Consider the following 25,372-nt stretch of genomic DNA (forward strand, 5'->3'; position numbering starts at 1 on the left):
AAAGCGAATTTGCTCTAAAAACTGATTATGGCTGTCTCAAAGTTAGCTAATGGTAAGTGGCAGGCTCAGGTCTTCCCCAACGGTAGGGATGGGCGGCGCATCCGTCGCCAATTCGCCACCAAGGGCGAAGCCATGGCCTTTGAGCGTCACATTAAGGATCAAGCGCAGGACAAGCCTTGGTTAGGAGAAAAAGCAGATAAGCGGCGAGTTACTGATCTTGTTGAAACCTGGTTCAACGCACATGGCGTTACACTCTCTGATGGCCTCAAGCGTAAAGGTGCAATGGAATTTGCCTGCTTTGCTATGGGAAACCCTCTCGCCACTGAATTTAACGCCAAACTTTTTGCAACCTACCGTGAACAGCGTTTAAGCGGGAAAATTACACGTTCAGATCGGGTAAAAGCAGTGACTCCCCGTACTGTCAATCTTGAGCTGGCGTATTTCCGCGCCATGTTCAACGAACTGAAAAGACTGGATGACTGGAGCGCGCCCAATCCGCTCGAAAACGTCCGGGAATTTAAAATAGACGAGGCAGAGCTGGCTTGGCTAACAGTCGAAGAAGTCAAGCAACTGCTGGCAGAGTGTGAGAAAAGCAAAGCGGTAGATTTAGTAACCATCGTAAAAATATGCCTTGCAACCGGAGCACGATGGGGCGAGGCGGAGTCACTGACAGGCAAGCAAATAAGCCCCGGCAAAATCACTTATATCAAAACCAAGGGCAAGAAAAACCGCGCCGTTCCAATAAGTGATGAGCTTTACGAAATACTCCCAAAAGTAAGAACATCAAAACCAGTCTTTACGGGGTGCTATTCTGCGTTTCGTGGGGCAATTAAGCGAGCGGGGATTGAGCTACCTGACGGGCAGCTGTCACACGTTCTACGGCACACATTTGCAAGCCACTTTATGATGCGCGGGGGTAACATTCTTGTACTGCAGCGTATCCTTGGACACACTGATATTAAGGTGACGATGCGCTATGCTCATTTCGCCCCAGACCATCTGACAGAAGCAGTGGAGTACAACCCCTTAAATCTGATTTGATGGCAGCAAAATGGCAGCAAACCTATTCACTATGCTTTCATATTCCCCACTATTCGACGGCGCAAGGCGTTGAAATCAAAGTAACTTATTGTTTTATAAGCTTTAAGTTTGGGACTCATAATCGCTTGGTCGCTGGTTCAAGTCCAGCAGGGGCCACCAAATATCAAGGATTTGCGAGGAATCGCGAATTTAAAGAATCTCTAGGATACCTATAGGATACTTTAACTAGGTATTTTGGAGTAACGGTTTGGCTAAAAGCCTAAACGTCCAGTTGGGTCGTAGCGGCCTCTTTCACTGGAAGATGTTCTAAGAACACAAGCGCTACGGGTCTGTATTTCTTGCTCCCAACTCTTCATGAGACGGCAGAAACCCCTAATGGAGGTCTCAATGACTAACTCTATTAAGGGCTCAGACCTGCTGTCAAAGCGTATGCTTGCCTTGAGTGGCTTGCTAATGACGCTAAGCAATATTGGTCTAAGCCCATTTGTTGCTCTGCCAGTTAGTGTTGCTCTTGTCTATGTATTACGTAAGTAACAGCGTAACAAGCCCGGCCCGGCGAAAGCCGGGCCACCCACTCTTAGAGTGCTTCATCCTCACTTAACATTTCTGGCGCTAAATCCAAAAGTTCAGAGACTTCACTTAATCGCTTCTTAGAAAACATCCAAGCTTTCCCACCCCAACGAACAGTTATCCATTTTCCGCTCAGTTCTTTAAGTTGTTCCGCATAATCATTTGTGTCTCCTACCACTACAAACGCCTTTTCGGTGTAATCAATTAAGCGGATCTCATTAGAGCTAGTAGTTTTTTTTACCTTAGCTTTTGGGCTCGAAGTAGCAAGCGTAGAGCTATCGGCATCAAATTTCTTATCTTCGTGACTTTTCGCTGCCTTGACAGTGTAAATAGACCCGTTTTAGTTCCAGGCATTTTTTGAGATCCCGGCCAAATGATTGTGTTGCCGATATTCCTCCGGCGTCATATTGTTCAGTGATTCATGAGGGCGTTCACAGTTATATTCTGACACCCATCTTTCCGTGATTTCCCGCGCTTCATTCAGCGTTCTGAACAGATAAAAATCGAGTATTTCTGTACGGTATGTTCGGTTAAAGCGCTCAATAAAAGCGTTCTGCGTCGGCTTACCCGGCTGAATAAATTCCAGTTTTACTGCATGTTGCTCTGCCCATTCAGCCAGTGCAAGTGAGATAAATTCCGGACCATTATCCATGCGTAGCATGACCGGATAGCCACGATTTGCCGCGATCCTGTCGAGTACACGGACCACTCGTGGGGCTGGCAGATTCAGATCTATTTCAATCGACAACGCCTCACGGTTAAAGTCATCAACGACATTGAACGTGCGAAAACGACGCCCACAGACCAGGGCATCATGCATAAAATCGACAGACCAGCTCTGGTTCAGCGCTTCCGGTGTGGCCAGTGGCGAGGGGTTACGCACCGGCAGCCGTTGTTTGCCCTTACGGCGAAAATTCAGCTTCAGCAGACAATAAATACGGTGGATCCTTTTGTGATTCCACATGTATCCCTGCCGCCGCAGAACCTGAAAAAGCTTCGGAAAACCGTATCGTGGATACCGTTCAGCTGCTGCCTGCAATGCGGTAATAACGGGTTCGTCACGTGTGTTATCCGGACGGTAATGATAAACCGTTCTGCTCAGGTTCAGGCTCCGGCAGGCCTGACGGATACTGAGTCCGAATGCCGTTATCAGATGAGTGACCAGCTCACGCTTAAAGGCTGGTTTTAAAGCTTTTTTTCGATAACGTCTTTCAGCGCCCGGTTCTCAAGGCTCAGGTCGGCAAACATCTGTTTGAGGCGTCGGTTCTCGTCCTCAAGATCTTTTATCTTTTTAATATCAGAAGCTTCCATGCCGCCGTATCTGGACTTCCAGTTATAGTAGGTGGCCTCAGAGATACCGGCCTCCCGGCAGACATCTTTAACGGTTCGTCCAGCTTCAACCGACTTAATCACAGTGATGATCTGATGCTCAGTAAAACGGGCTTTACGCATAGCGATCTCCTTCGTTGGCAGATTGATTATGCCGGATGATCTCTAAATGTGAATGGCACGATTATGCGGGATACTTACAACAGCTTTCACATCCACCACTGTGTTAACTGAAACTTCTCGCAAAACGATTGTTAACTGACGCGATAGCTTCATTTTAAGCTCATCAACATTCGTATATTGCTCTTGTATCCCTTTGTCTCTGATGCTTTTTTTAAATTCTTTTAATTTCTCAAGCTGTTGTGTATCAATAAGATCGAGATCCACTTGTTTTTTTGAATAGTAAAGCATCACTGGTTTTTGTTGTTTCAAAAACCACTTAATCTCCTCAACGGTGCCACTTTCTTCAACACCTGTTGGAGACCCTAAACGAGTCCAAAAAGCACCAATTAACATATCGCAGTTTCTAACCACCTGATTGTTAATGATGCCCTGCGGCCTATCCCCCATTGTTGGAGCACTGTGGGACTCCCACCTTACTGGTAACAATACAAAACCAGTCGTTTGTGAATTTAAGGCATTCCATTCATAAAGACTCTCTGTAATAGCTTCCCTTTCTTCAGGTACATCTGATGGAGATGCAATTAGCACATTCAACACAGTTGCCGAAAATGACATTTTAATTTCCTCATCGTTCTAAATATGCAGTAACGAGTAACGTTTTTACATTCATGCTTTTACGTTTAAATTAACATCAAAAGCATTCTATATACCATTGAACTTCAACAATCTTTCTTTGTGAAACATGCTCATATCAAAAGCGAATTCTTCATGCTCTGCCTGGAAAGTACCGAACGCCATCAACGCTGCGACCGCAGGATCGATCTTGTTACCGGATTTCTTTTTGTTAGGTTTTATGTTGGCGTTAGCGTCGGACTCCATCACCACGTTACCCATAGCCCAGGACAGAACCGGATCGCCACGATAGCGTAATACCTTACGGTTAACGAACACCTCAAAAGATTTAGCAACCGGGCTGAACCGCAGATAAGTTTGCTGGAAAGGCTCCACATCGAGCCCCGCCCCCTGTAACTGGGTACGCAAATGCGTCGCGTTCCACGTATCAAAGCCCACCAGCCGGATACTGAATTTTTCAGCATCTCGCAGGATATCATCACGGATGCGGTCATAGTCGATACAGTCGCCGGGCGTGGTGCGTATCCAGCCCGCGTTCACCCACTGGCGATAGATGGTGCGGTTTTTGTTAGCGACGTTAAGCAGCTGCGCTTCCGGCAGATAATGACGGGTAAGAAGTCGGATCTCCCTGTCGAACTGGAAAGCGTAACTTACACTGGTAATATCGCTGGTTGAGGACAGATCAAACCCGGCGTAACACTCCATTCCGGCCAGATCTTCTTCAGCATAATCGAGTGCACAGGCATCCCATGCCCCGGCCCCCATCCACGGCGTGGATCCCTGACACCAGATATTGAAACGTTTGGTCAGCATTTCCACCCACTGCGACGGTATGCTACGAGCTTTCTGGATGGTGGATTCCAGTTTCGCGGCGTCAACGGACACATGCAGGTTAGGGTTAGCCTTGCTCCACATTTCCGGCTGTTCAACCTCGCTTTCGTCGTCCAACTCGTAGATCAGGACAAACAGAGAATCGTTGCTCTCTTCCCCGGCCAGAATCTGGCAGCAGTAGTCATAATGCTGTTTACAGGCGGAAACGACGTTACTCCCGGCAGTAGTGATGGCGAACAAAATCGCCTCAGGACGTGCGCCCATACCCAGCTCAAGCGCGGAATAAACTCCGTTATCCGGATGAAGGTGGTATTCATCGACAATCGCCAGGCTTGGGTTAGTCCCTTCAATAGTGGCCGCTTTTGCCGCCAGCGGTTTTAACAGGCTGTTGCTCTTCGGGAAAATGATCTTGTGCGCCTGAATATTGACGCGCTTTTTCAGCGGTTTTGACAGCAGGCACATCTGGCGGGCATCGTCGAACACGATACGGGCCTGATCCCGACTCACCGCCGCCGTGTAAATATCCTGCTGGCCTTTTTCCATTACCAGGAACCAGTTAGCCAGCATGGCGGCCACAGTGGATTTGGCATTCTTGCGCGGCACTTCGATAAAGGCGCTGCTGTACTTTCTGCGACCTGTCTCCCTGACCTTAAAGCCCAGCAGATTAGCGAAGGCGAATTGCTGCCACGGTTCCAGCGCGATTGGCTGGCCGCGCAACGGACCTTTGACGTGAGGGCAAAGTCGCGAGAACGCGATAAACCGCTCTACTGTCGCCGTATCAAACTCATAACGGAGATCATTCAGGTCTGAAAAGTACCTTTCGACGGCCTGTTTTACCCGCTTACAGGCCGGAATTTCGCCAGATTTAATAGCGCTGGCGTAATCATTCCATACGGTCAAGTTCGTCTTCCTCTTCAGTTTCAGGCGGGTTACGGCGACGGCTCACCGGATCAAAGCCCAGCAACGACGACATTTTTATGAGAATTTTTTCGGCATCAGCCTTTGCGCTCAGTGCCGGGTTCCGGCTCTCACCGCCCTGGCTGTTCACAATGCTGAATCCCCGTGTGGCAAGGTCTTCCACAGCTTTGCGGTACATCGAATAGTTGACGCAATAAAGCTCAAGGTTGTTCCAGTCGGCAGGCGTCAGATCACCACGTTCCGCCAGTTGCTTCGCCTTTGCTTTCCACTGCTGCGCCGCGATTTCATCAAGGTAAGCGGGCGGTTTCGGTGGTCTTGGCATAAATCACTATTTTCCTTTTCGTTTTATTTTCAAAAAAATCACTGTGCATAAAAATTTGAGGGAGCGGGTGGTTCCTCGCCGGGAGGGGGTTGTCTTTGAAACCTCCCCCACCCCGTTCACGCTGACTCATGTATTCCTGTTCACTCATGAGCAACCTCATAGACCCAGTCGTTGCGGCGCTGCGCTGCTTCTTCCTGTTCCCGGAACATTCCGGCTTTACGCTGCTGCTTAGTTAGCGGGTCCGTTGTGGCTGTCTTGCGACCATGACAGGCAGCACATAACGGCTGGTGGTTACTGGATGGCCAGAACAACACATCACCTTCGCCCTCAATAGGTATGATGTGATCAACGATAGTTGCCTGCTTATAGACGCCAGCACTATGGCAGTGGGCGCACAGCGGATTAGTCTTCAGAAAGAGGAGCCGGTATTCTCCCCATCGGTTGGAGTAACCGCGTTCTGTGCGTGTGCCTCGTCGGCTATCACTCTGCCGTTGTGCATTCCGTTTGTGTTCATCACATTTGCCGGACTTTACCCGTTTATTACATCCGGGCTCTGTACAGCGTCGTAAAGGTTGCCATGGCATTTAATACACTCCAGGTTCCCGGTAGTAGTTCCACAATGACGAAGTGCTAAAGGGAAGCTCGGACGTTTTTTCCGCCACTATTTCCCGGTGCTCATACCAGTGACCGACCAGTAGCAGACACCCGACCTTCAGCGCAGGATTAAACTCGAGTCCGTCATCAAAACGCCTGCCGATATGTTTCTGGCAAATCTCCAGCGCGGCGACGATATACCCGTTTATCAGGGCGTTCTCATCATCCCCGTCGATGCGGCAATGCAGTTTTACTTCTTCCAGAGTTATTAATTCAGCCATTGGCCACGCCTCCTTTACAAAGGAGCTCAAGACTGGTGCGGTCGTTATCCGGAAGGGCCGCCTCTATACCGTAAATATCACCACTGACTGCGGGTGACAGATATTTCACCCTGTGTCCCTGCTTAACATCACTGCGATAGCGTATCCATATTCTGACTGTGGCCTCAGAGGACCACGAACCGGTAGCCAGAAGCTCCCGGCCAGAGATACCTTTTACCTCAGCCCAGATCGTGGCGTAGTCCACCCAGCGTTTTATCGGTTCTCCCAATGGCCCCTGACTTTGTTCATAGCGCTGCAGCGTTATACGATGTTTTAATCCTCCGGCTCTCATTCGCTACCCTCCTTACTTTTATTGTTATTTACTTCGATCTGCTGCTTCCATGCCTGGCTGAATTCGTCCCCACCTTCACGCGGTGGCATCCCCTCACGTTCGCGGGCTTCATTCGGATTCATAATCCCGTTTTTAATACCGCGTTCGTAAGTGGCGTAGCGTTCGGTTGGTGTAGCGCGGAGAAGGTCAGCAGAATCGAACTCAACCTGGTAACGGGTACCGGATGCAGGACGGGCCACCAGCAAAGCGGATTTGATTTGTTGTTCGAAATTCGCCAGCCAGGGACGCATGGTCATAGTGAGAAATGCGCGGCTCGCTTCGCTAAAGTTGCTGTAGGTACTGTTGCTGTATTCCTGAAGAAAGATCGGAGAAACATTAAACATACGGGCAATGTCTTCAATGGAAAAACGCCGGGAAGCCAGCCATTCAGCATCCTGATTACTCATGCCCAATTTTTCGTAATCCATTCCTCCTTCAAGAATGGGCGTTTTCCCGGCATTTCGTGCACCCTTGTACCGCTCCAGTGCATCCAGGGCTTTTTTACCGTTCACGCCGTCAAGCCAGTCTTTTGCTTTGACAATGCCCGCCGCCATCATGCCCTCTTTCATGATGTTAGCGCCGTGGCGCTGCTGGGCCAGTCCAAGGCCCAGCGCTTCCCGGCAGATGGTTATCGGTGAGCGCCCCAGAAAACCATCGTCCGTGGCATAACGCAGATGCAGAATCTCTTCCTGAAGATAAGTACGGGTGATTCCGCTAAAGGGTTCAGTAATAGTGTATTTGTAACGGTGTCTGGACAGACGCTCCGGAACTACGGTCCCCGGTGCATATGGATGCAATGATTCAGGCTGTCCGTCACGGCCCCAGCGGATCACCGCATAAGCGTTACCGTTCAGCAGACAGTGCCGCATCATCGTGCGTTTAAACTGGTACGGTGTCTGACAGTCGTTCGGCTGCTCATTCAGCAGATAATCAACCGGGTGATTACTCAGCCACTCCCGCGCCTCACGCCCTTTATCATTCGTTACCCGGTAGAGATAACAGGGCATGGTTGCCACTGCTTCACTGATGACCGATACGGCGTTCATGACAGCCGGCAGAGATTCCGCCGTCCCCGCAGATACATATTCGCCGGATCCGGTATTAGGTATGCCCACCATCGCCAGCCATTCATCGATGGCCATGCTGCGTTGTTCTGCCTTACGGCTGAAAGGCCAGAGAGTCCACATATCAGATCTCCACCAGTTCGGCCCAGCGTCGGCGGTTATCGCCAGCGCGGCGTAACTCAGGATACTGGGAATAAAGCGAGCGGTGTGCAATTTCCACACCGGACTCCGGGTAAGCAGGCAGAGAAGTGATCGTAATTTCTCGCAGTTCAGCAGCGGTGACGATACGCAGATAAGGCGACTGGGTAATATCCCAGTTCTCTTTCAACGCCCGGAATCCAAACGACATGCCTTCTATATCGCCCCGTTCCACCAGCTCCAGCACATCATTACCTAACTGAGTATTAGGTGGTGTTAGTTCAAATCGCAGACCCGTATCATCTTCCGACAGTATCAGCGTGCCGGATCTGGTACGCCCCAGCAGTTGGGTATAGTCATGTTCAAATAAACAGCGCACATCATTACCGGATGCGAGATAGCCAGCAAATGCTCCCGGCGTAAACTGTTCGCGGAATTCGTCCCAGATAATTTCTGACAGGCTGTTCCAGCGCACCGCATAGCCCACCAGCCTGCGCTCTTTGGCGATAAGTTCAGAGGTGCGGATTTCAAAATTAACGGTATCCATAACGGACTCCATAAAGACCAGAAAGGGGCCGAAGCCCCTGTGAATTATTTGGTGGAGGAAGCAGAGATTTCGAGCAGCTTGATGGCGCCGGAATCAACCACACCACCGCCCAGGTATTTATCCGTATGAATTTTGATAAAGCCCGGTTCGGTGATGTTATCCGGGCGGGTGCGGGTGCCTGTCTCATGGTCAACGATGAAATAGCCACGTTTAAAGTCGCCAATACCGATCAGGTCGTCCGGCATGGTTTCGAGATATTCAACCGGGAGGCCCAGCAGCGTATCTGGATCACCTGCCTGTAAACGGTCGCGCCAGATGTAATCCCCGTTACCGTTTTTCAGTTTCTGAACGGAGGCCGCCGTGGTGGAGTTCGTTACCCATACGGCATTTTTGCGATACTTCGCACGAAGTTTAAATTTCAGGTCAATCAGAAAATCCGCATTAAGTACACTCACGGTGACCTTCTGGATTGTGCCGAACGGACGCGTTTTGTCACCGTCCGGGCTGAGTGGGTAAGAGAGAAAACCCTTCGCTTTTTTCACGCCGTCTCCAGATGCCAGATCCGCTTCTTCGGTATCGACGAAAGCATCGCCAATTTCAGAGGACAGCCAGCCCATGATATCCACACCAGAAAAATCGATAATTTCCTGCGTGGTCTTCGGATAGGTGTAAACCGGGAACAGGCGGATACTGACTTCTTCCAGTTTCGGCGTAGTTGTCTCACCACGGGCTTTTCCTTCCTCGCCGTGGTTCACCCCCGCTCCGCCCACAGAGACAAGCTGTTTAAACTCGTTACTGCCGATTTTTTTCACGGTGCAGATTTTGCGCATAACGGACTCATCGTTAAGCTGCTGCATAATCTGTTTGTTAAGTTCAGGAATAACGGTATAGCCACCGTCCTCCGGAACGCTGGTAGACAGGCTGCGGGCTTCCCCGGTCAGAATGTAGGTACGTAGTTCGTCGTTGCTTACGCCGTTTTCGTTCACCGGGTGGCCTGGCTGGTTACGTTCTTCGCTGGCTATGGCTTCGTAGCGACTGATTTCAGTATCGAGTGTCCCGGCGCGGATGCGGAGTTCGTCAAACTGCGTGCCTTCCTCATCGGTCAGGCTGCGTTTTTCGCTGTCGGCTTTTTCAAGCAGGTTACGCATCTGCGTTTTGATTTCGGTTTTTTGCTGACGTAATTCGAGTAATTTCTTCATGGAGTGGTTTCCGTAACAATTAACGTTGAGACGTGAAACCAGCGCTTTAAGGGATGTCCACCCGGAGAGAAAACCGCGGATCTGCCGGAAGAACCGGGTGGACAGTGGCGGCTCACGTCTGAGGGCCACTCTTCAAGATATGGATCAAATTATCGTTGTAAATGATGTATTTTTACTCCGAACAGTCTTGAAAGATGACGCACAAATAATTTACAAAACAAGCGAGTAAAATTATTATGCGAGACGGAAACCATTAAATTAATAAGGGATTTTATGACTGAAAATGACGTTATGGGTGCCTTGTTCGCTCAGCAAAGGATACAGATTCTTCACATTGGCAAGCATCATGATGAATTTAGCGACGCATATCTCCACGCCTGGGAGTCCGGCGTTTACCCATTGATGAGCGATACCGATGGCAGCGTCCCCCGTAAACCTCACGAGTTTTATGCTCAGTATTTCACCGCATCAAAAGAGAAAGTAGAGTTTCTGTTAAAGCGTCTTGATGATGCTTGGCGTAAAAATGAAGGGCTCACATTTTATGACCTGGAGGATGAATTAGGCGTTCGAGGCTACAGCTCTAAAGGATGGAATAGAGGTGATTTAATCGATATTTGCCGATATCTGTACCTTGACGGTTGCTACGATAATGAGTTTTGGTCTGCGCTAGTTGAGAACGGGAAATGCCCGAGCGAGGCGCTTAGTCTAACTTCAAAATTTCAAAGAGAAGTTGATATCGACTTCTGACTGATTACAGGCCTGGCACTAGTCCAGGCCTGTTGTTTACTTCTCGCTCATCCACATCGGGGGATCTGGTAACAGAGCCCTGTATCCTTCCAAATGCTCAAGTAAGGCATCAAGTTGTTCTGTATTTGTGACGATACGTTCCCCAGAAAGGGTATGCATAATGAAACCGTGCGGATCGTCCCAAAAAAAAGCTTCTTGTTCTAATGCCTCCCGGTAATCAGCAGTAGGCATTGTGTCCAAACTGGTTAGATTAAACTTTTCCATATGTTCAATACGTTCTTCATTTGTGATTGGCATGTCTCGACTCCAGACCTATAAAATTAAATAAATATCCCTTAAACCACTAACCTTTCTGATTTTGAAAATTAACCAATAAATTCAATGCATTAAAAAACAAAGCAAACTTTAAAGTATGCGATACTGTCTATTATATCAATTGACTGATAAGTGGTTGATTATTTAGCTAAGTAGATCCGCTAGATAATTTATCTTATAGAAGGATGTTTTGAATACAAAAAACCCGACCGAAGTCGGGTTGATTTCAAAGCAACTAACACTTAGCAGTTGCACACGGGGATAGCAAATACCTTCGCCCGTTTAGGATAACTCAGGGTCCCGTCAGGGTTGCGTTTGTAGGGTCTAAATATGACCTCACAAGCGTTACCACATTTTGGACAGATTCCGTTAGCCATAAACATTACCTGTTTTTATGTACAAGCTGTAATCCTATCCAGCCTTGTAACTACGCAGGTTAACCGCTATTCTTAAGTTCTCACGCTTAAAGAGCTGCGGTTAATCTGCACTCTGGAAGAAAATCCATTTTCTTCCCCCTAAAGCCCTGCTACCAAGCAGGGCTTTTTTGTTTAGTCGTTTGCTGGTTGTGAAACCGCAAAGGACTCAATAATGGTACTGATCCTTCTCGCCTCGTCTTTGGTCAAATCACGAGGAAGATTACCAATGATTACGGTAAGTTCGTCACGAAGAGGAATCGGCAGTTCAAAGGTTTTGACTAAAGTATTCTGCAAACTGACCGGCGATGATTGGCTGTTTTTCACAGGCGATCTACGCTGCTTCACTGTCACATCTTCGCCTTTCTCATACGCAATAAATTTTGCGACAGCTCCGTTAAAGCGGCTGATGTAGGATTTTTGCGTATCCTCAGCAATACCATTGGCCATAACGTAAGTGTTAATAATGCCGGTCGTATCCCACTTATCTGCAGGTACACTGTCAGAAAGGGACTCTTTAACCAAATAGCAAACGCTACGGACGTTACCTGCAGTACTTGGCGACGCGCCAGTTATGTCAGCATATTGGTCGATAAAACTGTAAAAGTTAGCCTTGGACAAGTCCATAATTCTAACCTCCTTAAGCAGATAGAACTCAACTTGTAAGGATAATGGCACAACATTTCTCATTGCGCAAGATCACAACACACAAGATCTTTAAAAGATCTGTAGGATTAGCATAGTATTGTGAATTGGAGTGATGAGGAGTGAATGGCGATAATGTAGTACGAACAAGCTGAATCAAAGTGTACATAGTACCTTTGCTCGCTTACGTTCTAAAATCCAAATCACCCTTGCCGCTCTTTGCGCATTTCACGCCGCATTTTCTTTTGCCGCATGTGAGTGCGGCAAGCAATATGGGTTAAAATGGCACAAACCCAGTGCTCATGCGGAGTTAAGGACATATCAACTTACCGCCGCACTTTTTCCAGGTATATATGAAAGAAGTGCGGCAACAGCACAGATTTTAAATAATTAGCGCACCAACCGCATTTGCTGCCGCAATTATTCGCCTGAGAGTAGTGTAATCACGCCTTGATAATCGACCTCTATTAGCCCATCGCGGATCAGTTTCTCCAGCCATTTGGTGAAAGGATTTTCTAGCCTTATCTCCCATCATGGCCTCCATATCATCACGCAAAACAGCTTTGTTGCATGTTTCTCCTTTTGCTTTCCTGCTGCGAATACTCTGCCAGAGTGCTGCATGATTGCCCGTCAGATTCTTAATCTCCGCCAGTTCAGGGTCCAACTCCCTTGCTTCACGTGGTATATCACGAACAACCAGCGACGAGACTATTTCACCATCGCGGTCGGTGAACAGTTCTACCGTACGCAAATCGAAAGCAGCTTGTTTGGGTTCTTCTGCATCTTTCATCTTGGTGCAGGTAAGAATTATTGCCCCACCTTCCCCCTCACGCCGAATGTTAAACTCTGCATCAAGTGCAGCCCTGAATGCGCTGGAGCCCCGAGCTCCCTTTGTATCATCCTTACCAGAATGGTGGACCACTAGTAATGTGGCACCGGTTTCACGCTTTATAACGTCGCAGCCTTCAATAAACGCCCCCATATCCCGGGCATCATTCTCATCATTACCGCCAAAACAACGGGCCAGCGTATCTACGACGATCAGGCGTACCGGCTGTCCCGTTCGGTATTTCACATCCTTTGCAGCTTTTATCATCTCTTCTGTTTCCTCACGACGCACCGGGAAGACAGGACGATTGACCAGAAAAAGATTATCCAGCTTCACATGATGCAATTTCTCCCATGCTTTAATACGGCGTGGAACACCGATCCCCCCTTCTCCAACAACGTACATCACAGCACCTGGTGAGACAGATTTTCCAGCCCATTTAAATCCCCCCGCAACATGGCAGGCCCAGGATACAGCTAGAAAACTTTTGTAAGATCCACTGGGGCCGTAAATACTGCTCAGGCTGTTAGCAGGGAGATAGCTTTTTAGCGTGTAATCTTGTTCTTGGTCATATCCATCAGATCCAACGCTCAGCGGCAAACTATGACGCATAGAATCCTCTAGTACAGAATCCTCAATCCGTTCGCGCAAACGTGAAAGATACTCTTTCCAGTTCTCCGGCTGGTGGTCGGGAATCCCCTTGTATAGCTTGGCATCTTGCACTCCTGCCTGCGCCAGCTTCTCGCCAATGGCGTTTATCAGTCTCGGTTCAATGTTCCCTGCCAGATATACACGAGCACTATGCCGCCCCTTATCAATAATTTGCAGGTTATCCAGTTCCGCCAGTTGCTTAGGCCCCAGCCAGACAGGAGGCGTTGTATCTTCGGCAATTTGTTTACCCAGGCCCTCTTCCCATCCCTTTGCATGAGCGTAAGCATCAGCCCCGGCAAAAATGATTGCCTCTGTGAATTTTTCCTTTGGCAGAAATTTTAAGTTCGGAGCACGTTTCATTTGCCAGCTCTCTTAGCAGCAATTAAAGCCCGCAAATACTGAATTTTTTCTACTGTGTTGTTTGACTTGCACCATTCGCTGAATGTCTGACGTTTCACCAGGCTGAACTCCCTTTCAAACCGTTCGACCGGGAAAACACACTCTCCGGAATAACCCTCCCTGATATACGTAATCCGGTTATCAGTAACCATTTTCACCGTTACCCGTTCGCCCCGGTTATCCTTGAAAATATCGCCCGGAAGGATTTCAGGCCGAGTCTGACCACCAGCAGTTAAGCTGTTAATTTTCTTTTTCATGGCGTTAGTCCTTTTTGACTGGTGTTACGCGATAACCGGCGCGTTCAAGAATCAGCTCAAAGAGTTTAGGAGTACCCACAATTTCGTCTGCCATTAATGTCCTAACCGATACCAATCCGTTTAGCGTATAGACCATATAGCGATTGCCAGATGAGATATGATTCATAACCATCCCATCAGACCGACGAACCACGTCAAAAATTTCGTAAACTTGTGGCTGGTTAGGCATGACGCACCTCCATTTTGCCAACATTCTCGAGTTCCCCAGCCACGTGGTAAACCAGATGCCGTATGCCACACATCGCGGCAACAACATCGTCCTTATCCATTTCATGAGCAGCCAGCTCAAGCGCAATTTGTAGGGACAAAACCTGCCCCAACGCGCTATCAACTTCCTGCCAAATGGGGAGGTCATTTATCAGGGTGGTTTTGTTAGCCATGAAGTACCTCCTGTCCGGGAATCGTCAACTCATAGGCGCCGTTGACGTACTGGTACAGCAAACATTCAGAGCGAATCTTTGTAACAAAGGTCAGATCCCTGCGGAAATACCACTCGTGAGCTTCTTCTTCGGTGTCGGCAGCGATGCGGATAACTACAGGCGTGCAGGTCTGTCCTTTCGTTATACCGAGGAATAGCCATGTAAATTTGGGGTGAGTTTGGGTATGCTGTTTATCAGCCATAACTGTTACCTCAACTAACGGTTTGGTTAGACGCCCTGTATGTGTTGCGAGCACTACGGGGCGTTGTTTTTATAGACTCACACATGTTATTGTATATGCCTATTTGAGTTAACCATAAACCTATAGGCATATACATGTCAATATCTCGAGATAAACAACCTAAGGGTGGCGGCAAGTCACCAATGCTACCAATCCGCATTCCTGCTGAACTACGCAAACAATTTGATGAGCTAGCGCAAGCTGAAAACACCAGTACCAGTAACTGGCTAAAGGAGTTAGGTAGAGCGGAGTTACGGAGACGTGGTATTGAGCCAAAAAATTGAATCACGCTTATAATATTGAGATAATTAGTAATGAAAAAATTCAGAACCATCTTTTTCAAGATACTTGGTGCAAAAACATCACTAATCCTATTAATTGTATTCTGCGGTGCAAGTTTTTTATTTGGGCAATATCTTAATGACATGAATTTATTTGCAAGCTCTGGAGCGATCATTTCAGTATTCGGATTACTGTATACAATAAAATTCACAACTTTAAAAAAACTATCTAACCGCGAAGCTGAAATTAACTCACGTAGTGGGGTTACAGGTCCTCCGCTAAGTCCTGAAGAATCTAAGAGAATGAGAGAAGAAAATATTTCAAAAGCTCGCATTGAAGTACGAGAAGAAATAAAAGCAGAGGTCATCGGTGTCGGTTTAACAATATTTGGCACATTTGTTTGGGCATATGGAGGATACATAAAAATCATTGAGCCTATCTCATTATGGATGCATAAGATGTTATAAATAGAAATGAACATCTTAGATAAATAGCGGCCCGGCATGGCCGCCTTTGTTTTATGTGCCATATCCAGCTCCTTAAACCGTCTGCGTTCTGCGGGTGGAATCCAGATAAGCATCCAGATCAGACTTGAAGTAAATGACCTTCCTACCGACCTTATGAAAGGGAATTTTTACCTTGCCAGTATGCGCCCAGTTCGCCAGCGTCTATGGGTTCACACCAAGATGAGCTGCGGCCTCATTACGAGTGAGTCTTTTAGAATAATTCGATTCAACCAAATGCATAAGTAGCTCCGTGTATGTCTGGTTAGCAACGGAGCTACTATAATTTTTTGATTTTTTTCTATAAGGTGAGTACATGATTATGGGGGTGAGGAGCTACTTCCCCCCTCCCTCAAATATTTTTTTGCTGGCATATTCTGGTGGGATAACCAGATCTGAATTTTTGTTCTGTCTGGGTCTTGGTGGAGCCAGTTTTCCTTTTGTTATCCAATCTTTTAGCGTTTTTTCATCCACTTTATCTTCATAACGTATCAATAATTTTGAGATCATTTTTCTTTTTGAAAGTGCCGGATTATGTTTCCAGGTAGATTTCATAATTGCCACGATTTCATCATATAGGCGGTGTCGTGGGCCAGATGCCGCAATGCTACGCTGCTTAAATGCTGAGCCCTCAGCAATTTCTTTATATATAATTTTCTGACAGCGCTCTTTTATATTTCTTCTTTCAATAACTAAAGCCATATCTTCCGCTAATGTAGTAAAATCATGAGCCTCCAATATAAAAAACACCTTGGCCAGTGTTTGCTCTTCAAAATCAGCATCATCCTTTGACGGTTTATCTTTGCGCATTTTTTGTAAAATAGACTTCAAATGCCCACGAGATATTCTGTTGATATCTTTTTTTAGTTCGTTACCTAAGTCTCTTTTATAGTTAAATTGTAGATCTCCAAAATTTCTAGCAGTGCGCATGAAAACATCAACAAAATTTAGCCGTCCAGAATCTAAGTATTTTTCCAGGCTCATGATTTTTCCTCAGCATTGTTAGAATTCAGCAGATCAAATAAAAGCTTACGTTTATCTTCATCACTTAAATTTTCCATGACGGACAGTAACTGAGCATCTATTCCTCTTTTACTTTCCACCAAGCCAGCATATTCAAGAACAGCCCGTTCAATTCTGATAGCTGGCTCGAGTAGTTCATCAGCACCAAAATGAAGATAGCCCTGAGTAACATCTGCACTTCTCATCGTTCGGTGGTTCATTAGTCGCTTGAGGATATAACTACCAACGCCCACCAGCTCGGCAACTGTACCGAATGTACGGCGGGCATCGTGCCATTTGAATGGGATTGGCTGGAGCAAATCAGGATTGGGGTCTGGGACGGTGGCGGCACTGATTCGATCAATTACATGGCGATATTCTTTAATGACTCCTTTAACTCCAGGAAACACTAAAGCCTCATTTCCGTTTTTCATTTTCAGTCGGCGCCGGAACAGATTCAGCAGAGTTTCAGTGATCGGAAGCTCGAGCGGATCGCCGTTCTTGGTGGTATCTATCCAGAAATAACGACCGCCAATATTCACCCGATTCCAGGTTAGTTCGAATATTTCAGATTTACGCAGCCCGGTGAACATCGACATTTCTACAGCGTCACATATTGCGGCAGCTACATCATCTCGTCCTTCTTCGGCCTTATCACGAACTACAGCGACGGCATTTAACCAACGAGCAAAGTCATGGGTGCGGATGCGCTCTGTCTTTCTGATCGTGCCATGCCACTGACGCTTTGTACTCAGCACCTGTGTTGGCGGGTCAGGTAACAGCGTTCTCCCTTCTTCATCACGATAATGATCATGTGCGAAACGATATACGGCGCGCAGAGCTCTGGCCCACAGGTCAGCCTGAGCTTTGCTACCGCTTCCTACCCCAGCCCTGAGCGTTTCTTTATCAGCGCCAAACCAGACTGAACCATCAGTTACTGCTTTGTGACGATGCTCAACACGATCACGCGAAATAGTAGCGAGGGACTGTTTCATCCAGTCGCCGGAGTAATTTTGCAAGATAGCGCGATATTGCTTTTCGGTTGTGGGTTTAAGGCGGTGGCCACGGTTCTTAATATAGGCATCCAGCGCATCAGCAAGCGTGACAGATGCCTTCTCATTGACACGCTTTTCCACATTAGGATTTTTCCCGGTGGTCGCTACGTCACCCAACATTTCGAGTGCCTTTGCCCTGGCATTATCAATAGTAAGATCCGGAAAACGGCCCAGCGTGGCCCGGATGAATTTTCCATTTCTCTTACGTGAGATACAGAAGCTTTTCACACCACTGGTGCCAATACGGATGCGCAGACCATTAACGATGGTATCGCCGTACTCAACCTGGCCACGTTCGGCAGGTGGGAGGTTTTCGAGCTTAGTTTTCGTAAATTTGAATGTTTCCACAAACACTCCACACCAAGCGATCGGGGTATCCTGAAAATCGCTTGTTTTGCTCTAGGATACCTATAGGATACCGCAAAGGAGTATTTTAGAGTATTTCTGGTTATTTATACAGTATTTTCATATCAATTAAGTTACTGAAAATTATAGATAAGTATTTTCAGGTAAGAAGTTGCATTCTAACTCATAATCGCTTGGTCGCTGGTTCAAGTCCAGCAGGGGCCACCAAATTTTATCTTTAAAATCATATAATTAAGCCACTCTAAAGAGTGGCTTTTTTGTTTCTGACAGGGCTCGCCCCATACCGCTATTTACGATGCCAATAGGCTGCCGCACGTACCAGGTGTGGATCAAACCCCTTTTCAAAGCACTGACTTAAACGTTTTACCGTTTTGCCTTCGCCAGTAATCCAGATGAAATAGTCTGATTCTGGTATTGTCAGCTGCGACAGGCGCGTTTGCATTGCCTGTTCATCGCCGCCAACAACATATTCCACAGTAATGTCCGTCAAATGGGCGAGATAATCGCGGTATGCCGCATCCTGAATGCTCACCAGCGCGGTTACCGCAGGGCGCGCAGGCAGACGGCTAAGCGATTCCAGACGACGACGTAGCGCAGGCATACCGGACTCATCGCAGACATAAACCTGACAGGCATAATCTTCCGGCACCACCAGCGAGCCGCGCGGCCCGCCAATCGTCAGTGTATCGCCTTCACGGGCTTCCATTGCCCAACGGCTGGCTACGCCGCCATCGTGGATAAAGAAATCCAGCGCCAGCTCGCGACGCGCCTCATCATACAGCGGCGTGTAATCCCTGGAGACCGGACGAACGCCCTCCCCCCAGATAATGCCTTCCTCAGTGACTGTCGGGGGCGTAAAGCGACAGCCTGACTCAGGGAAAAAAACTTTCGTGTGATCGTCAAAGCCCAGGGAGATGAAACCGTCCAGCGCCTCGCCGCCAAGTACGATCCGCTGAAATCCTGCGCTAATACGTTCTACCCGCAGAACGGTCAGCTCGCGAAAACGCAGTTCATTACGAACACGCTGTGGGTAGCGTGCGGATGATGTCGTCATTTTTTGCCTTCGTGAAGTAATACGATATATCTAAATTAAAGTTTTAAATGATAATGATTGTTAATCAGTAAAAATGCAACTGTTTTTTGATAGTGTTCTGGCAACACGTCGCTAACTATAACCTTAAAATAAAAACTTATAAATTAATGGCTTATAGAAACAATCGCTTTTACCCTTGCTAAAAAGCATCATTTAGATATAAATTAGATATATCTAAATAAGCAGGAGGCAATGATGCAAAATCAACATGAAGGGTGTTGCAAAAACCGGGATCATAAGCACGATGGTTGCTGCAAAGATCGAGAACATCAGCATGAAGGCTGCCATAGCGCGCATCAGCATGAGAACGCCAGTTGCGGCGGCGAACACCGTCACGGACACGGCTGTGGTCGTCATGGACAGGGCGGTGGTCGACGTCAGCGATTTTTTGGCCACGGGGAACTTCGGCTGGTCATTCTTGATATCCTGACCCGGGACGCCAGCCACGGCTATGAACTGATTAAAGCGATAGAAAACCTGACGGGGGGTGGCTATACGCCAAGCGCTGGCGTGATCTACCCTACGCTGGATTTTTTACAGGATCAGCAATTTATCACGATTAGCGACGAAGAAGGCGGGCGGAAAAAAATCGCGATTACCGCGAACGGCGCGCAATGGCTTGATGAAAATCGCGAACATCTGACGCATATTCAGGCGCGGCTAAAAGCCCGTTGTGTGGGCATGGAGTTACGTAAAAATCCGCAGATGAAGCGGGCGCTGGATAACTTCAAGGCCGTGCTGGATCTGCGGATAAACCACAGCGATATCAACGACGCGCAAATCAAACGCATTATCGGCGTGATTGATCGCGCGGCGCTGGAAATCGCCGAACTGGATTAAGCGGGCTGCGTGTCCTCTTCGCGGACGCGGAACACGTTAACCAGCTCTTTTAAATGTAACGCCTGTTCGTTCAGCGACGCTGCGGCGGCAACAGACTCTTCCACAAGGCAGGAGTTTTGTTGCGTGGCGGCGTCAATCAGGCCAATCGCGCTGTTAATCTGCGAAATACCGTCAGTTTGCTCGCGGCTGGCCTGCCCAATCTCACGTAATATCACATCCATCTCTTCGACGTTATCCACCATGCCATTAATCAGGGCGCTGGCTTTCTCCACCAGGTGCATCCCTTCCTGAGTCTGACTGGTTGAATCTTCAATCAAATTACGGATTTCACTGGCCGACGAGGCGCTCTTCTGCGCCAACTGGCGAACCTCTCCGGCGACAACGGCAAAACCACGTCCATGTTCGCCCGCGCGCGCCGCTTCAACCGCCGCGTTCAGCGCCAGAATATTGGTCTGAAAGGCAATGGAATCAATGATATTGATGATATCCGACATACGATTTGCCGTGTCGTTAATGACGCGCATTTTCTGCGTCACTTGATTCATCATCTCCCCATTGTTTTTCACCACGCTGGCGGCACCGGCAGAGAGTTTGGTCGCTTCACTGGTATGGTCAGCCGTATTTTTAACCGTGGCGGTAATCTGTTCCATCGACGCCGCCGTTTCTTCAACCGAGCTGGCCTGCTCTTCCGTACGCGCCGCCAAATCCTGGTTACCGGCGACAATTTGCGCCGCCGCCGTGGAGATACTCTCCGAACCGTTTTGCACTTCCTGTACGATATCCAGCAGACGCGTTTTCATCGCCATTAACGCTTGCAGTAGTACGCCTGTTTCATCTTTATAGTCGGTGGTGATATGACGAGTCAGATCGCCATCGGCGATCGCCTCGGCAAAGCGTACTGCGTCATCAAGCGGCCGGGTAATAGAACGCACAATATACCATCCCATTACGCCTCCGGCGGCGATGCTTATCAGCGCCAAAGTGATTAACAGCGTCCGATTATTTTTAAAATCCTCTTTGACCTGCACGCTCGCTTCATGCATCTGCGCGTCCTGAACAGCGATAAGTTCCTGGACTTTGTCCTTATAGACTTTTTGCACCTGCACCGTTCTGGTCATCATCTCCTGAATGGCCGCCTGACGATTATTGCTTTGAATATCTTTCAAAATACGGAATCTGGACTCCAGGTATTGCTGGCGCGCTTCACGGATCTCATTAATGATTTTCTGTGAATCCGCATCGTGACTATTTTCCCTGGAAAGCTCATCCAGTAACGCCGAAATACGCTGGCTTATCTCACTGAGTTCTTTCTGCGAGCTCTGGCTCCAGCGCCCCTCTTCATCCAGTAACATGAGCTGCTGCGCGATGATGAAATCATTAAAATTATCGATTAACAGATTGGCTTTTACCGTGGTGGGATAATCATTGGTAATAATGTCCTGCATACCCGTATTAGCCCGATCAAGGCTAAACAAAGACAGAGCGGAACTCACCACCATGAGAACAATGAATAAGCCAAAGGCCATAAATAATTTTGAACGTATTTTAATGTTATGCAAAAACATATTTTCTCCCTGGGATTGCATATCCTCATACAGGAAGATTTATCGGCAATAATGTTACTAACTTTATGATATTGATCGCTTTTTATTTCGGAACATTATTAGTAAGTAATATTTATTGTTCACAGAAAGATGAACCAAAAGTGACATAAATTGGCACTAATAATGAAAGAAATACGCTAAAAGGTTAACCATTTCTTATTTATCAACTGAGCTTATACCTATTAATAGGTAGACAAGAAGAAGGAATAAATATCACATTATTTTTAACATCACAGGCCACTGATACTCTCTATGATGGCAGGCACCGCCTTCTATCAGAGCACATCCGCCCGGTAAGCTTGTTGCTACCGGGCGGATGTCATTACCGTTGCTACCTACAAATAAACTTAATGCAGTACCGTGACCGCATCCTCCAGCCGGCTGGCACGGTGTTTTACCATCGCGGAGACTTGTGCGCTCTCTTCCACCAGCGCCGCATTCTTCTGGGTTATGCGGTTCAACTCGTCCACGGCGCGAGTCAGGCTGGAAAGCCCATCTGTCTGTTCCTGAGTCGACTGGCTGATCCGTGCGATAAGCAGGGTGACATTTTGCACCTGGGCTACAATGTCATCCATGGTACGGCCTGCGGCGTGAACCTGCTCGGAGCCTGACTGCACCTTTGTTGCGCTGGCATCAATTAATTTACGAATATCGTTCGCCGCGTTAGCGCTGCGGCTGGCAAGATGGCGTACCTCGCCAGCAACCACGGCAAACCCTTTCCCCTGCTCGCCCGCTCTCGCCGCTTCTACCGCCGCATTCAGCGCCAGGATATTCGTCTGAAAAGCGATATCGTTAATTAGCGTGGTGATCGTCCCGATACGTTGCGTACTGTGAGCGATATCATCCATCGTTTTAATCACCGTATCCATCGCCTCACCTCCCTGAGTCGCCGCGCTACTGGCCGCCATGGAAAGCTTATCCGCAGCGGAAGCCGTCTCGGAATTGAGCTTCACGGACTCCGCCATCTGGTTCATGGTCGTTACCGTTTCCTGAACATTCTCCACGGTCTGACGGGTGTGTTCGTTCAGATCATTGTTACCCTTCGCCAGCCTTTCACTGCCGTTTCTGACGCTGGAAACCTGACTTGATACGTCATTGATCAGCCAGCGGCACATCAAGCCAAGCTGCCCCACGGCCCTCAGCGTCAGCCCCAACTCATCGCTACGATTAAGATGTTGTACGCTGTTGCGTTCGCCGGTCGCCACTTTCAGCGCCTGCGTCGCCACATTTTCAATGGGACGCACAATTTGCCATTCAAATAGCGCCGTACCTGCCAGCATCGCCAACGCGCCCAACAACAACGCCTGCCATGAGGCATCCGTACCGAACAGCGCCAACGCCAGCATTACGGCCATTAGCCCCATAATACTACGCACTCGCCAGCGAACAGGCATAGCGGGCAGTTTGCCCAGCAAGCCCTGACGAACCACCAGGCCTTTATGAATACGTTTACTACACCGCCCTTCATTTAGCGCCTGATATAAAGGCTCGACGGCGGCAATCTCATCATCCGTGGCGCGGGTACGGATCGACATATATCCCGTCACACGCCCTTCACGTATCATCGGTACCGCGTTGGCCCGCACCCAATAATGGTCGCCGTTTTTACGCCGGTTTTTCACAATGCCGCTCCACGGTTCGCCCTGTTTTAGGGTATACCACATATCTGCGAAGGCAGCTTTCGGCATATCCGGATGACGCACCAGATTATGTGGCTGCGCCAGTAACTCGTTTAACTGATAGCCGCTCACCTGGACAAAAGTGTCATTGGCGTGAGTGATATAGCTTTCCAGGTCGGTCGTAGACATCAGAGTGGTATCATCATCCAGCGGGGTATTTAGCTGGCTGACGTAGGGATGAGAAGACATGATAGCGTCCTGTGCAGGTTATCTGGATGTTAATTTTTCGCTCAGATGTTATTTCGGCGCTAATCTATTTATCTTTAGTTGTTAAAATTGCTCTGGATCGCAATTTGCGATTAATCCTTAATATTTGTACGATTTTCACCTCATCCTGCGCCTTATTTTCATTATGAAATTGTTTAGCGTGGACAACCTTTTTCTTTAAAATCTGCCCTGGCTCACCTTTTTCTCACGCCGCCGCTAACGCAACACACCGTAAACCGTAAAACAAGATCTGCTCAAAATGCATCCAATTGTTAACACATGACATTAAATGTTGTGTAAATGTGATTATTCCTGGTGTTTATCCCGATTTTCACTATGGGCTTAGACCCCCGCTAATCCCTGCAATACTTAATTCAGTATCATGTGATACACGGCCCTCTGGAGCTCATTTTGAACAGGTTACCTTCCAGCGCATCGGCTTTGGCCTGTAGCGCGCACGCACTGAATCTCATCGAGAAGCGAACGCTAAACCATGAGGAAATGAAAGCACTAAACCGAGAGGTCATTGACTACTTTAAAGAGCATGTAAATCCAGGATTTCTGGAATACCGGAAATCTGTTACCGCCGGCGGGGATTACGGAGCCGTAGAGTGGCAAGCGGGCAGTTTGAATACGCTTGTCGACACCCAGGGGCAGGAGTTTATCGACTGTCTTGGGGGGTTTGGCATCTTTAACGTGGGGCACCGTAATCCTGTTGTGGTATCCGCCGTCCAGAATCAACTCGCAAAACAACCTCTCCACAGCCAGGAGTTACTTGATCCCTTGCGGGCGATGCTGGCAAAAACGCTGGCGGCGCTGACACCGGGGAAACTCAAGTACAGCTTTTTCTGTAACAGCGGCACCGAATCCGTCGAAGCGGCGCTAAAACTGGCAAAAGCGTATCAGTCGCCGCGCGGCAAGTTTACCTTTATCGCCACCAGCGGCGCATTTCATGGCAAATCATTGGGCGCGCTCTCCGCCACGGCCAAATCCACCTTCCGCAGACCCTTTATGCCTTTACTGCCGGGCTTCCGCCATGTGCCGTTTGGCAATATCGACGCGATGAGCATGGCATTTAGCGAAGGCAAAAAAACGGGCGACGAGATAGCAGCCGTGATTCTGGAGCCTATTCAGGGTGAAGGCGGCGTGATCCTGCCGCCACAGGGATACCTGACAGAGGTACGTAAGCTCTGTGACGAATTCGGCGCGCTGATGATTCTGGATGAAGTACAAACCGGCATGGGGCGTACCGGCAAGATGTTTGCCTGTGAGCACGAAAATGTGCAGCCTGATATTCTGTGTCTGGCGAAAGCCCTGGGCGGCGGCGTGATGCCGATTGGCGCCACCATCGCGACTGAAGAGGTGTTTTCGGTTCTGTTCGACAACCCCTTCCTGCATACCACCACTTTTGGCGGTAATCCGCTGGCTTGTGCTGCCGCGCTGGCGACCATTAACGTCCTGCTGGAGCAAAATCTCCCGGCCCAGGCGGAACAAAAAGGCGATACGCTCCTGGATGGTTTTCGACAACTTGCGCGTGAATATCCCAATCTGGTACACGATGCTCGCGGCAAAGGTATGTTGATGGCCATTGAATTTGTCGATAACGAAACGGGCTACCGTTTTGCCAGTGAGATGTTCCGTCAACGCGTGCTGGTCGCTGGTACGCTGAATAATGCGAAAACAATTCGTATTGAGCCACCGCTCACGCTAACCATTGAACTGTGCGAACAGGTGTTGAAATCAGCGCGTAATGCGCTGGCGGCGATGCAGGTGAGCGTTGAAGAGGTTTAAAAACGATGCCGGAT

29 protein-coding genes and 1 pseudogene are annotated in these 25,372 nt (G+C 48.3%); 5 read left to right on the plus strand and 25 right to left on the minus strand.

Annotated elements, in window-relative coordinates; all coding sequences use genetic code 11:
* Positions 1–27 precede the first annotated feature (27 nt).
* On the plus strand, positions 28–1,041 hold the full coding sequence (locus EOS97_RS06310; RefSeq protein ID WP_015386347.1) for a tyrosine-type recombinase/integrase: 1,014 nt from the start codon (positions 28–30) through the stop codon (positions 1,039–1,041).
* Positions 1,042–1,428: 387 nt separating this feature from the next.
* Positions 1,429–1,575: a hypothetical protein gene (locus tag EOS97_RS26745; protein ID WP_001804916.1), complete on the plus strand. Its 147-nt coding sequence runs from the start codon at positions 1,429–1,431 to the stop codon at positions 1,573–1,575.
* A gap of 43 nt (positions 1,576–1,618) precedes the next feature.
* Here the strand turns inward: EOS97_RS26745 and EOS97_RS26750 are convergent, their stop codons facing one another.
* The 11 genes from EOS97_RS26750 to EOS97_RS06360 all read right to left on the minus strand — a co-directional run bounded on the left by EOS97_RS26750 (position 1,619) and on the right by EOS97_RS06360 (position 9,960).
* Complete coding sequence (locus tag EOS97_RS26750; RefSeq protein WP_153260180.1) at positions 1,619–1,789, minus strand: hypothetical protein; 171 nt, start codon at positions 1,787–1,789, stop codon at positions 1,619–1,621.
* Positions 1,790–1,951: 162 nt separating this feature from the next.
* Positions 1,952–3,063 (minus strand): IS3 family transposase gene (locus EOS97_RS06315; RefSeq protein WP_095055964.1). Its coding sequence is split into 2 segments (ribosomal slippage): positions 1,952–2,802 and positions 2,802–3,063, totalling 1,113 coding nucleotides; the frame shifts between segments, so codons are not numbered across the junction.
* Between the two features lie 42 nt (positions 3,064–3,105).
* Positions 3,106–3,678 carry a hypothetical protein gene (locus EOS97_RS06320; RefSeq protein WP_053521170.1) on the minus strand — a complete coding sequence of 191 codons (573 nt, stop codon included), beginning with the start codon at positions 3,676–3,678 and terminating at the stop codon, positions 3,106–3,108.
* An 87-nt stretch (positions 3,679–3,765) separates the two neighbouring features.
* Positions 3,766–5,427: a terminase large subunit gene (locus EOS97_RS06325; RefSeq protein WP_000219413.1), complete on the minus strand. Its 1,662-nt coding sequence runs from the start codon at positions 5,425–5,427 to the stop codon at positions 3,766–3,768.
* Positions 5,411–5,767, minus strand: a complete 357-nt coding sequence (locus EOS97_RS06330) for a phage terminase small subunit P27 family (protein ID WP_001137908.1) — start codon at positions 5,765–5,767, stop codon at positions 5,411–5,413. The genes EOS97_RS06325 and EOS97_RS06330 overlap by 17 nt, the downstream gene beginning before the upstream one ends.
* Before the next feature lie 140 nt (positions 5,768–5,907).
* Complete coding sequence (locus EOS97_RS06335) at positions 5,908–6,351, minus strand: HNH endonuclease signature motif containing protein (protein WP_023165946.1); 444 nt, start codon at positions 6,349–6,351, stop codon at positions 5,908–5,910.
* The gene (locus tag EOS97_RS06340; RefSeq protein WP_000818875.1) at positions 6,352–6,642 is read right to left on the minus strand and encodes a head-tail connector protein; all 291 of its coding nucleotides are present in this window, start codon (positions 6,640–6,642) and stop codon (positions 6,352–6,354) included.
* Positions 6,635–6,973: a phage head closure protein gene (locus tag EOS97_RS06345; protein WP_001201223.1), complete on the minus strand. Its 339-nt coding sequence runs from the start codon at positions 6,971–6,973 to the stop codon at positions 6,635–6,637. The genes EOS97_RS06340 and EOS97_RS06345 overlap by 8 nt, the downstream gene beginning before the upstream one ends.
* On the minus strand, positions 6,970–8,199 hold the full coding sequence (locus EOS97_RS06350) for a phage portal protein (RefSeq protein WP_000269850.1): 1,230 nt from the start codon (positions 8,197–8,199) through the stop codon (positions 6,970–6,972). Before EOS97_RS06350 ends, EOS97_RS06345 begins: the two co-directional genes overlap by 4 nt.
* A gap of 1 nt (position 8,200) precedes the next feature.
* Positions 8,201–8,761, minus strand: a complete 561-nt coding sequence (locus tag EOS97_RS06355; protein WP_000381911.1) for an HK97 family phage prohead protease — start codon at positions 8,759–8,761, stop codon at positions 8,201–8,203.
* A 44-nt stretch (positions 8,762–8,805) separates the two neighbouring features.
* Entirely contained in the window at positions 8,806–9,960 is a 1,155-nt protein-coding gene (locus EOS97_RS06360) for a phage major capsid protein (RefSeq protein WP_000734563.1), read from the minus strand.
* Between the two features lie 273 nt (positions 9,961–10,233).
* On the opposite strand from EOS97_RS06360, the gene EOS97_RS06365 reads away from it, so the two are divergent.
* On the plus strand, positions 10,234–10,707 hold the full coding sequence (locus EOS97_RS06365; RefSeq protein ID WP_000138190.1) for a hypothetical protein: 474 nt from the start codon (positions 10,234–10,236) through the stop codon (positions 10,705–10,707).
* Positions 10,708–10,743: 36 nt separating this feature from the next.
* Here the strand turns inward: EOS97_RS06365 and EOS97_RS06370 are convergent, their stop codons facing one another.
* The 12 genes and pseudogenes from EOS97_RS06370 to EOS97_RS06430 form a co-directional block, all read right to left on the minus strand.
* Entirely contained in the window at positions 10,744–11,004 is a 261-nt protein-coding gene (locus EOS97_RS06370) for a hypothetical protein (RefSeq protein ID WP_001123052.1), read from the minus strand.
* Positions 11,005–11,570: 566 nt separating this feature from the next.
* The gene (locus EOS97_RS06375; RefSeq protein ID WP_000365968.1) at positions 11,571–12,062 is read right to left on the minus strand and encodes a hypothetical protein; all 492 of its coding nucleotides are present in this window, start codon (positions 12,060–12,062) and stop codon (positions 11,571–11,573) included.
* A gap of 400 nt (positions 12,063–12,462) precedes the next feature.
* Positions 12,463–13,920 (minus strand): helicase RepA family protein, encoded by a 1,458-nt coding sequence (locus EOS97_RS06380; protein ID WP_001650765.1) that lies wholly within the window; start codon positions 13,918–13,920, stop codon positions 12,463–12,465.
* On the minus strand, positions 13,917–14,216 hold the full coding sequence (locus EOS97_RS06385; protein WP_000727198.1) for a DUF4222 domain-containing protein: 300 nt from the start codon (positions 14,214–14,216) through the stop codon (positions 13,917–13,919). Before EOS97_RS06385 ends, EOS97_RS06380 begins: the two co-directional genes overlap by 4 nt.
* 4 nt (positions 14,217–14,220) lie before the next feature.
* A complete protein-coding gene (locus EOS97_RS06390) occupies positions 14,221–14,445 on the minus strand; it encodes a hypothetical protein (RefSeq protein ID WP_001133617.1) in 225 nt (74 codons plus the stop codon).
* Complete coding sequence (locus EOS97_RS06395) at positions 14,438–14,656, minus strand: hypothetical protein (RefSeq protein WP_001284750.1); 219 nt, start codon at positions 14,654–14,656, stop codon at positions 14,438–14,440. The genes EOS97_RS06390 and EOS97_RS06395 overlap by 8 nt, the downstream gene beginning before the upstream one ends.
* Complete coding sequence (locus EOS97_RS06400) at positions 14,649–14,897, minus strand: host cell division inhibitor Icd-like protein (protein WP_000764070.1); 249 nt, start codon at positions 14,895–14,897, stop codon at positions 14,649–14,651. The genes EOS97_RS06395 and EOS97_RS06400 overlap by 8 nt, the downstream gene beginning before the upstream one ends.
* A 10-nt stretch (positions 14,898–14,907) precedes the next feature.
* On the minus strand, positions 14,908–15,747 hold the full coding sequence (locus EOS97_RS27485) for a hypothetical protein (protein WP_001650766.1): 840 nt from the start codon (positions 15,745–15,747) through the stop codon (positions 14,908–14,910).
* A gap of 10 nt (positions 15,748–15,757) precedes the next feature.
* A pseudogene (locus tag EOS97_RS27145) lies at positions 15,758–15,964 on the minus strand (helix-turn-helix domain-containing protein).
* 93 nt (positions 15,965–16,057) lie between these two features.
* Positions 16,058–16,705, minus strand: a complete 648-nt coding sequence (locus tag EOS97_RS06420) for a hypothetical protein (RefSeq protein WP_000051126.1) — start codon at positions 16,703–16,705, stop codon at positions 16,058–16,060.
* Entirely contained in the window at positions 16,702–18,126 is a 1,425-nt protein-coding gene (locus tag EOS97_RS06425; protein WP_000447271.1) for an integrase family protein, read from the minus strand. Before EOS97_RS06425 ends, EOS97_RS06420 begins: the two co-directional genes overlap by 4 nt.
* A gap of 304 nt (positions 18,127–18,430) precedes the next feature.
* Positions 18,431–19,198 (minus strand): siderophore-interacting protein, encoded by a 768-nt coding sequence (locus EOS97_RS06430; RefSeq protein WP_000213679.1) that lies wholly within the window; start codon positions 19,196–19,198, stop codon positions 18,431–18,433.
* A gap of 231 nt (positions 19,199–19,429) precedes the next feature.
* On the opposite strand from EOS97_RS06430, the gene EOS97_RS06435 reads away from it, so the two are divergent.
* The gene (locus EOS97_RS06435) at positions 19,430–20,077 is read left to right on the plus strand and encodes a PadR family transcriptional regulator (RefSeq protein WP_000983434.1); all 648 of its coding nucleotides are present in this window, start codon (positions 19,430–19,432) and stop codon (positions 20,075–20,077) included.
* Here EOS97_RS06435 and EOS97_RS06440 read toward each other — a convergent pair.
* Complete coding sequence (locus EOS97_RS06440; protein ID WP_000478462.1) at positions 20,074–21,642, minus strand: methyl-accepting chemotaxis protein; 1,569 nt, start codon at positions 21,640–21,642, stop codon at positions 20,074–20,076. The two genes, EOS97_RS06435 and EOS97_RS06440, sit on opposite strands and share 4 nt — an antisense overlap.
* 386 nt (positions 21,643–22,028) lie before the next feature.
* The gene (locus EOS97_RS06445) at positions 22,029–23,549 is read right to left on the minus strand and encodes a PAS domain-containing methyl-accepting chemotaxis protein (RefSeq protein WP_000094645.1); all 1,521 of its coding nucleotides are present in this window, start codon (positions 23,547–23,549) and stop codon (positions 22,029–22,031) included.
* Positions 23,550–23,978: 429 nt separating this feature from the next.
* Between EOS97_RS06445 and ygjG the strand changes: the two genes are divergently transcribed.
* On the plus strand, positions 23,979–25,358 hold the full coding sequence (gene ygjG, locus EOS97_RS06450) for a putrescine aminotransferase (protein ID WP_001520281.1): 1,380 nt from the start codon (positions 23,979–23,981) through the stop codon (positions 25,356–25,358).
* Positions 25,359–25,372: the final 14 nt, after the last annotated feature.

The sequence above is a fragment of the Salmonella sp. SSDFZ54 genome, assembly GCF_004010735.1.
Taxonomy (GTDB): Bacteria; Pseudomonadota; Gammaproteobacteria; order Enterobacterales; family Enterobacteriaceae; genus Salmonella; species Salmonella enterica.

Excerpts from the sequence above, each read along its gene's own strand:
- EOS97_RS06310 (WP_015386347.1), top strand. The coding sequence starts at position 28 with ATGGCTGTCTCAAAGTTAGCTAATGGTAAGTGGCAGGCTCAGGTCTTC.
- EOS97_RS26745 (WP_001804916.1), top strand. The coding sequence starts at position 1,429 with ATGACTAACTCTATTAAGGGCTCAGACCTGCTGTCAAAGCGTATGCTT.
- EOS97_RS06320 (WP_053521170.1), bottom strand. The coding sequence starts at position 3,678 with ATGTCATTTTCGGCAACTGTGTTGAATGTGCTAATTGCATCTCCATCA.
- EOS97_RS06330 (WP_001137908.1), bottom strand. The coding sequence starts at position 5,767 with ATGCCAAGACCACCGAAACCGCCCGCTTACCTTGATGAAATCGCGGCG.
- EOS97_RS06335 (WP_023165946.1), bottom strand. The coding sequence starts at position 6,351 with ATGCCATGGCAACCTTTACGACGCTGTACAGAGCCCGGATGTAATAAA.
- EOS97_RS06340 (WP_000818875.1), bottom strand. The coding sequence starts at position 6,642 with ATGGCTGAATTAATAACTCTGGAAGAAGTAAAACTGCATTGCCGCATC.
- EOS97_RS06345 (WP_001201223.1), bottom strand. The coding sequence starts at position 6,973 with ATGAGAGCCGGAGGATTAAAACATCGTATAACGCTGCAGCGCTATGAA.
- EOS97_RS06350 (WP_000269850.1), bottom strand. The coding sequence starts at position 8,199 with ATGTGGACTCTCTGGCCTTTCAGCCGTAAGGCAGAACAACGCAGCATG.
- EOS97_RS06355 (WP_000381911.1), bottom strand. The coding sequence starts at position 8,761 with ATGGATACCGTTAATTTTGAAATCCGCACCTCTGAACTTATCGCCAAA.
- EOS97_RS06360 (WP_000734563.1), bottom strand. The coding sequence starts at position 9,960 with ATGAAGAAATTACTCGAATTACGTCAGCAAAAAACCGAAATCAAAACG.
- EOS97_RS06365 (WP_000138190.1), top strand. The coding sequence starts at position 10,234 with ATGACTGAAAATGACGTTATGGGTGCCTTGTTCGCTCAGCAAAGGATA.
- EOS97_RS06370 (WP_001123052.1), bottom strand. The coding sequence starts at position 11,004 with ATGCCAATCACAAATGAAGAACGTATTGAACATATGGAAAAGTTTAAT.
- EOS97_RS06375 (WP_000365968.1), bottom strand. The coding sequence starts at position 12,062 with ATGGACTTGTCCAAGGCTAACTTTTACAGTTTTATCGACCAATATGCT.
- EOS97_RS06380 (WP_001650765.1), bottom strand. The coding sequence starts at position 13,920 with ATGAAACGTGCTCCGAACTTAAAATTTCTGCCAAAGGAAAAATTCACA.
- EOS97_RS06385 (WP_000727198.1), bottom strand. The coding sequence starts at position 14,216 with ATGAAAAAGAAAATTAACAGCTTAACTGCTGGTGGTCAGACTCGGCCT.
- EOS97_RS06390 (WP_001133617.1), bottom strand. The coding sequence starts at position 14,445 with ATGCCTAACCAGCCACAAGTTTACGAAATTTTTGACGTGGTTCGTCGG.
- EOS97_RS06395 (WP_001284750.1), bottom strand. The coding sequence starts at position 14,656 with ATGGCTAACAAAACCACCCTGATAAATGACCTCCCCATTTGGCAGGAA.
- EOS97_RS06400 (WP_000764070.1), bottom strand. The coding sequence starts at position 14,897 with ATGGCTGATAAACAGCATACCCAAACTCACCCCAAATTTACATGGCTA.
- EOS97_RS27485 (WP_001650766.1), bottom strand. The coding sequence starts at position 15,747 with ATGGCACATAAAACAAAGGCGGCCATGCCGGGCCGCTATTTATCTAAG.
- EOS97_RS06420 (WP_000051126.1), bottom strand. The coding sequence starts at position 16,705 with ATGAGCCTGGAAAAATACTTAGATTCTGGACGGCTAAATTTTGTTGAT.
- EOS97_RS06430 (WP_000213679.1), bottom strand. The coding sequence starts at position 19,198 with ATGACGACATCATCCGCACGCTACCCACAGCGTGTTCGTAATGAACTG.
- EOS97_RS06435 (WP_000983434.1), top strand. The coding sequence starts at position 19,430 with ATGATGCAAAATCAACATGAAGGGTGTTGCAAAAACCGGGATCATAAG.
- EOS97_RS06440 (WP_000478462.1), bottom strand. The coding sequence starts at position 21,642 with ATGTTTTTGCATAACATTAAAATACGTTCAAAATTATTTATGGCCTTT.
- EOS97_RS06445 (WP_000094645.1), bottom strand. The coding sequence starts at position 23,549 with ATGTCTTCTCATCCCTACGTCAGCCAGCTAAATACCCCGCTGGATGAT.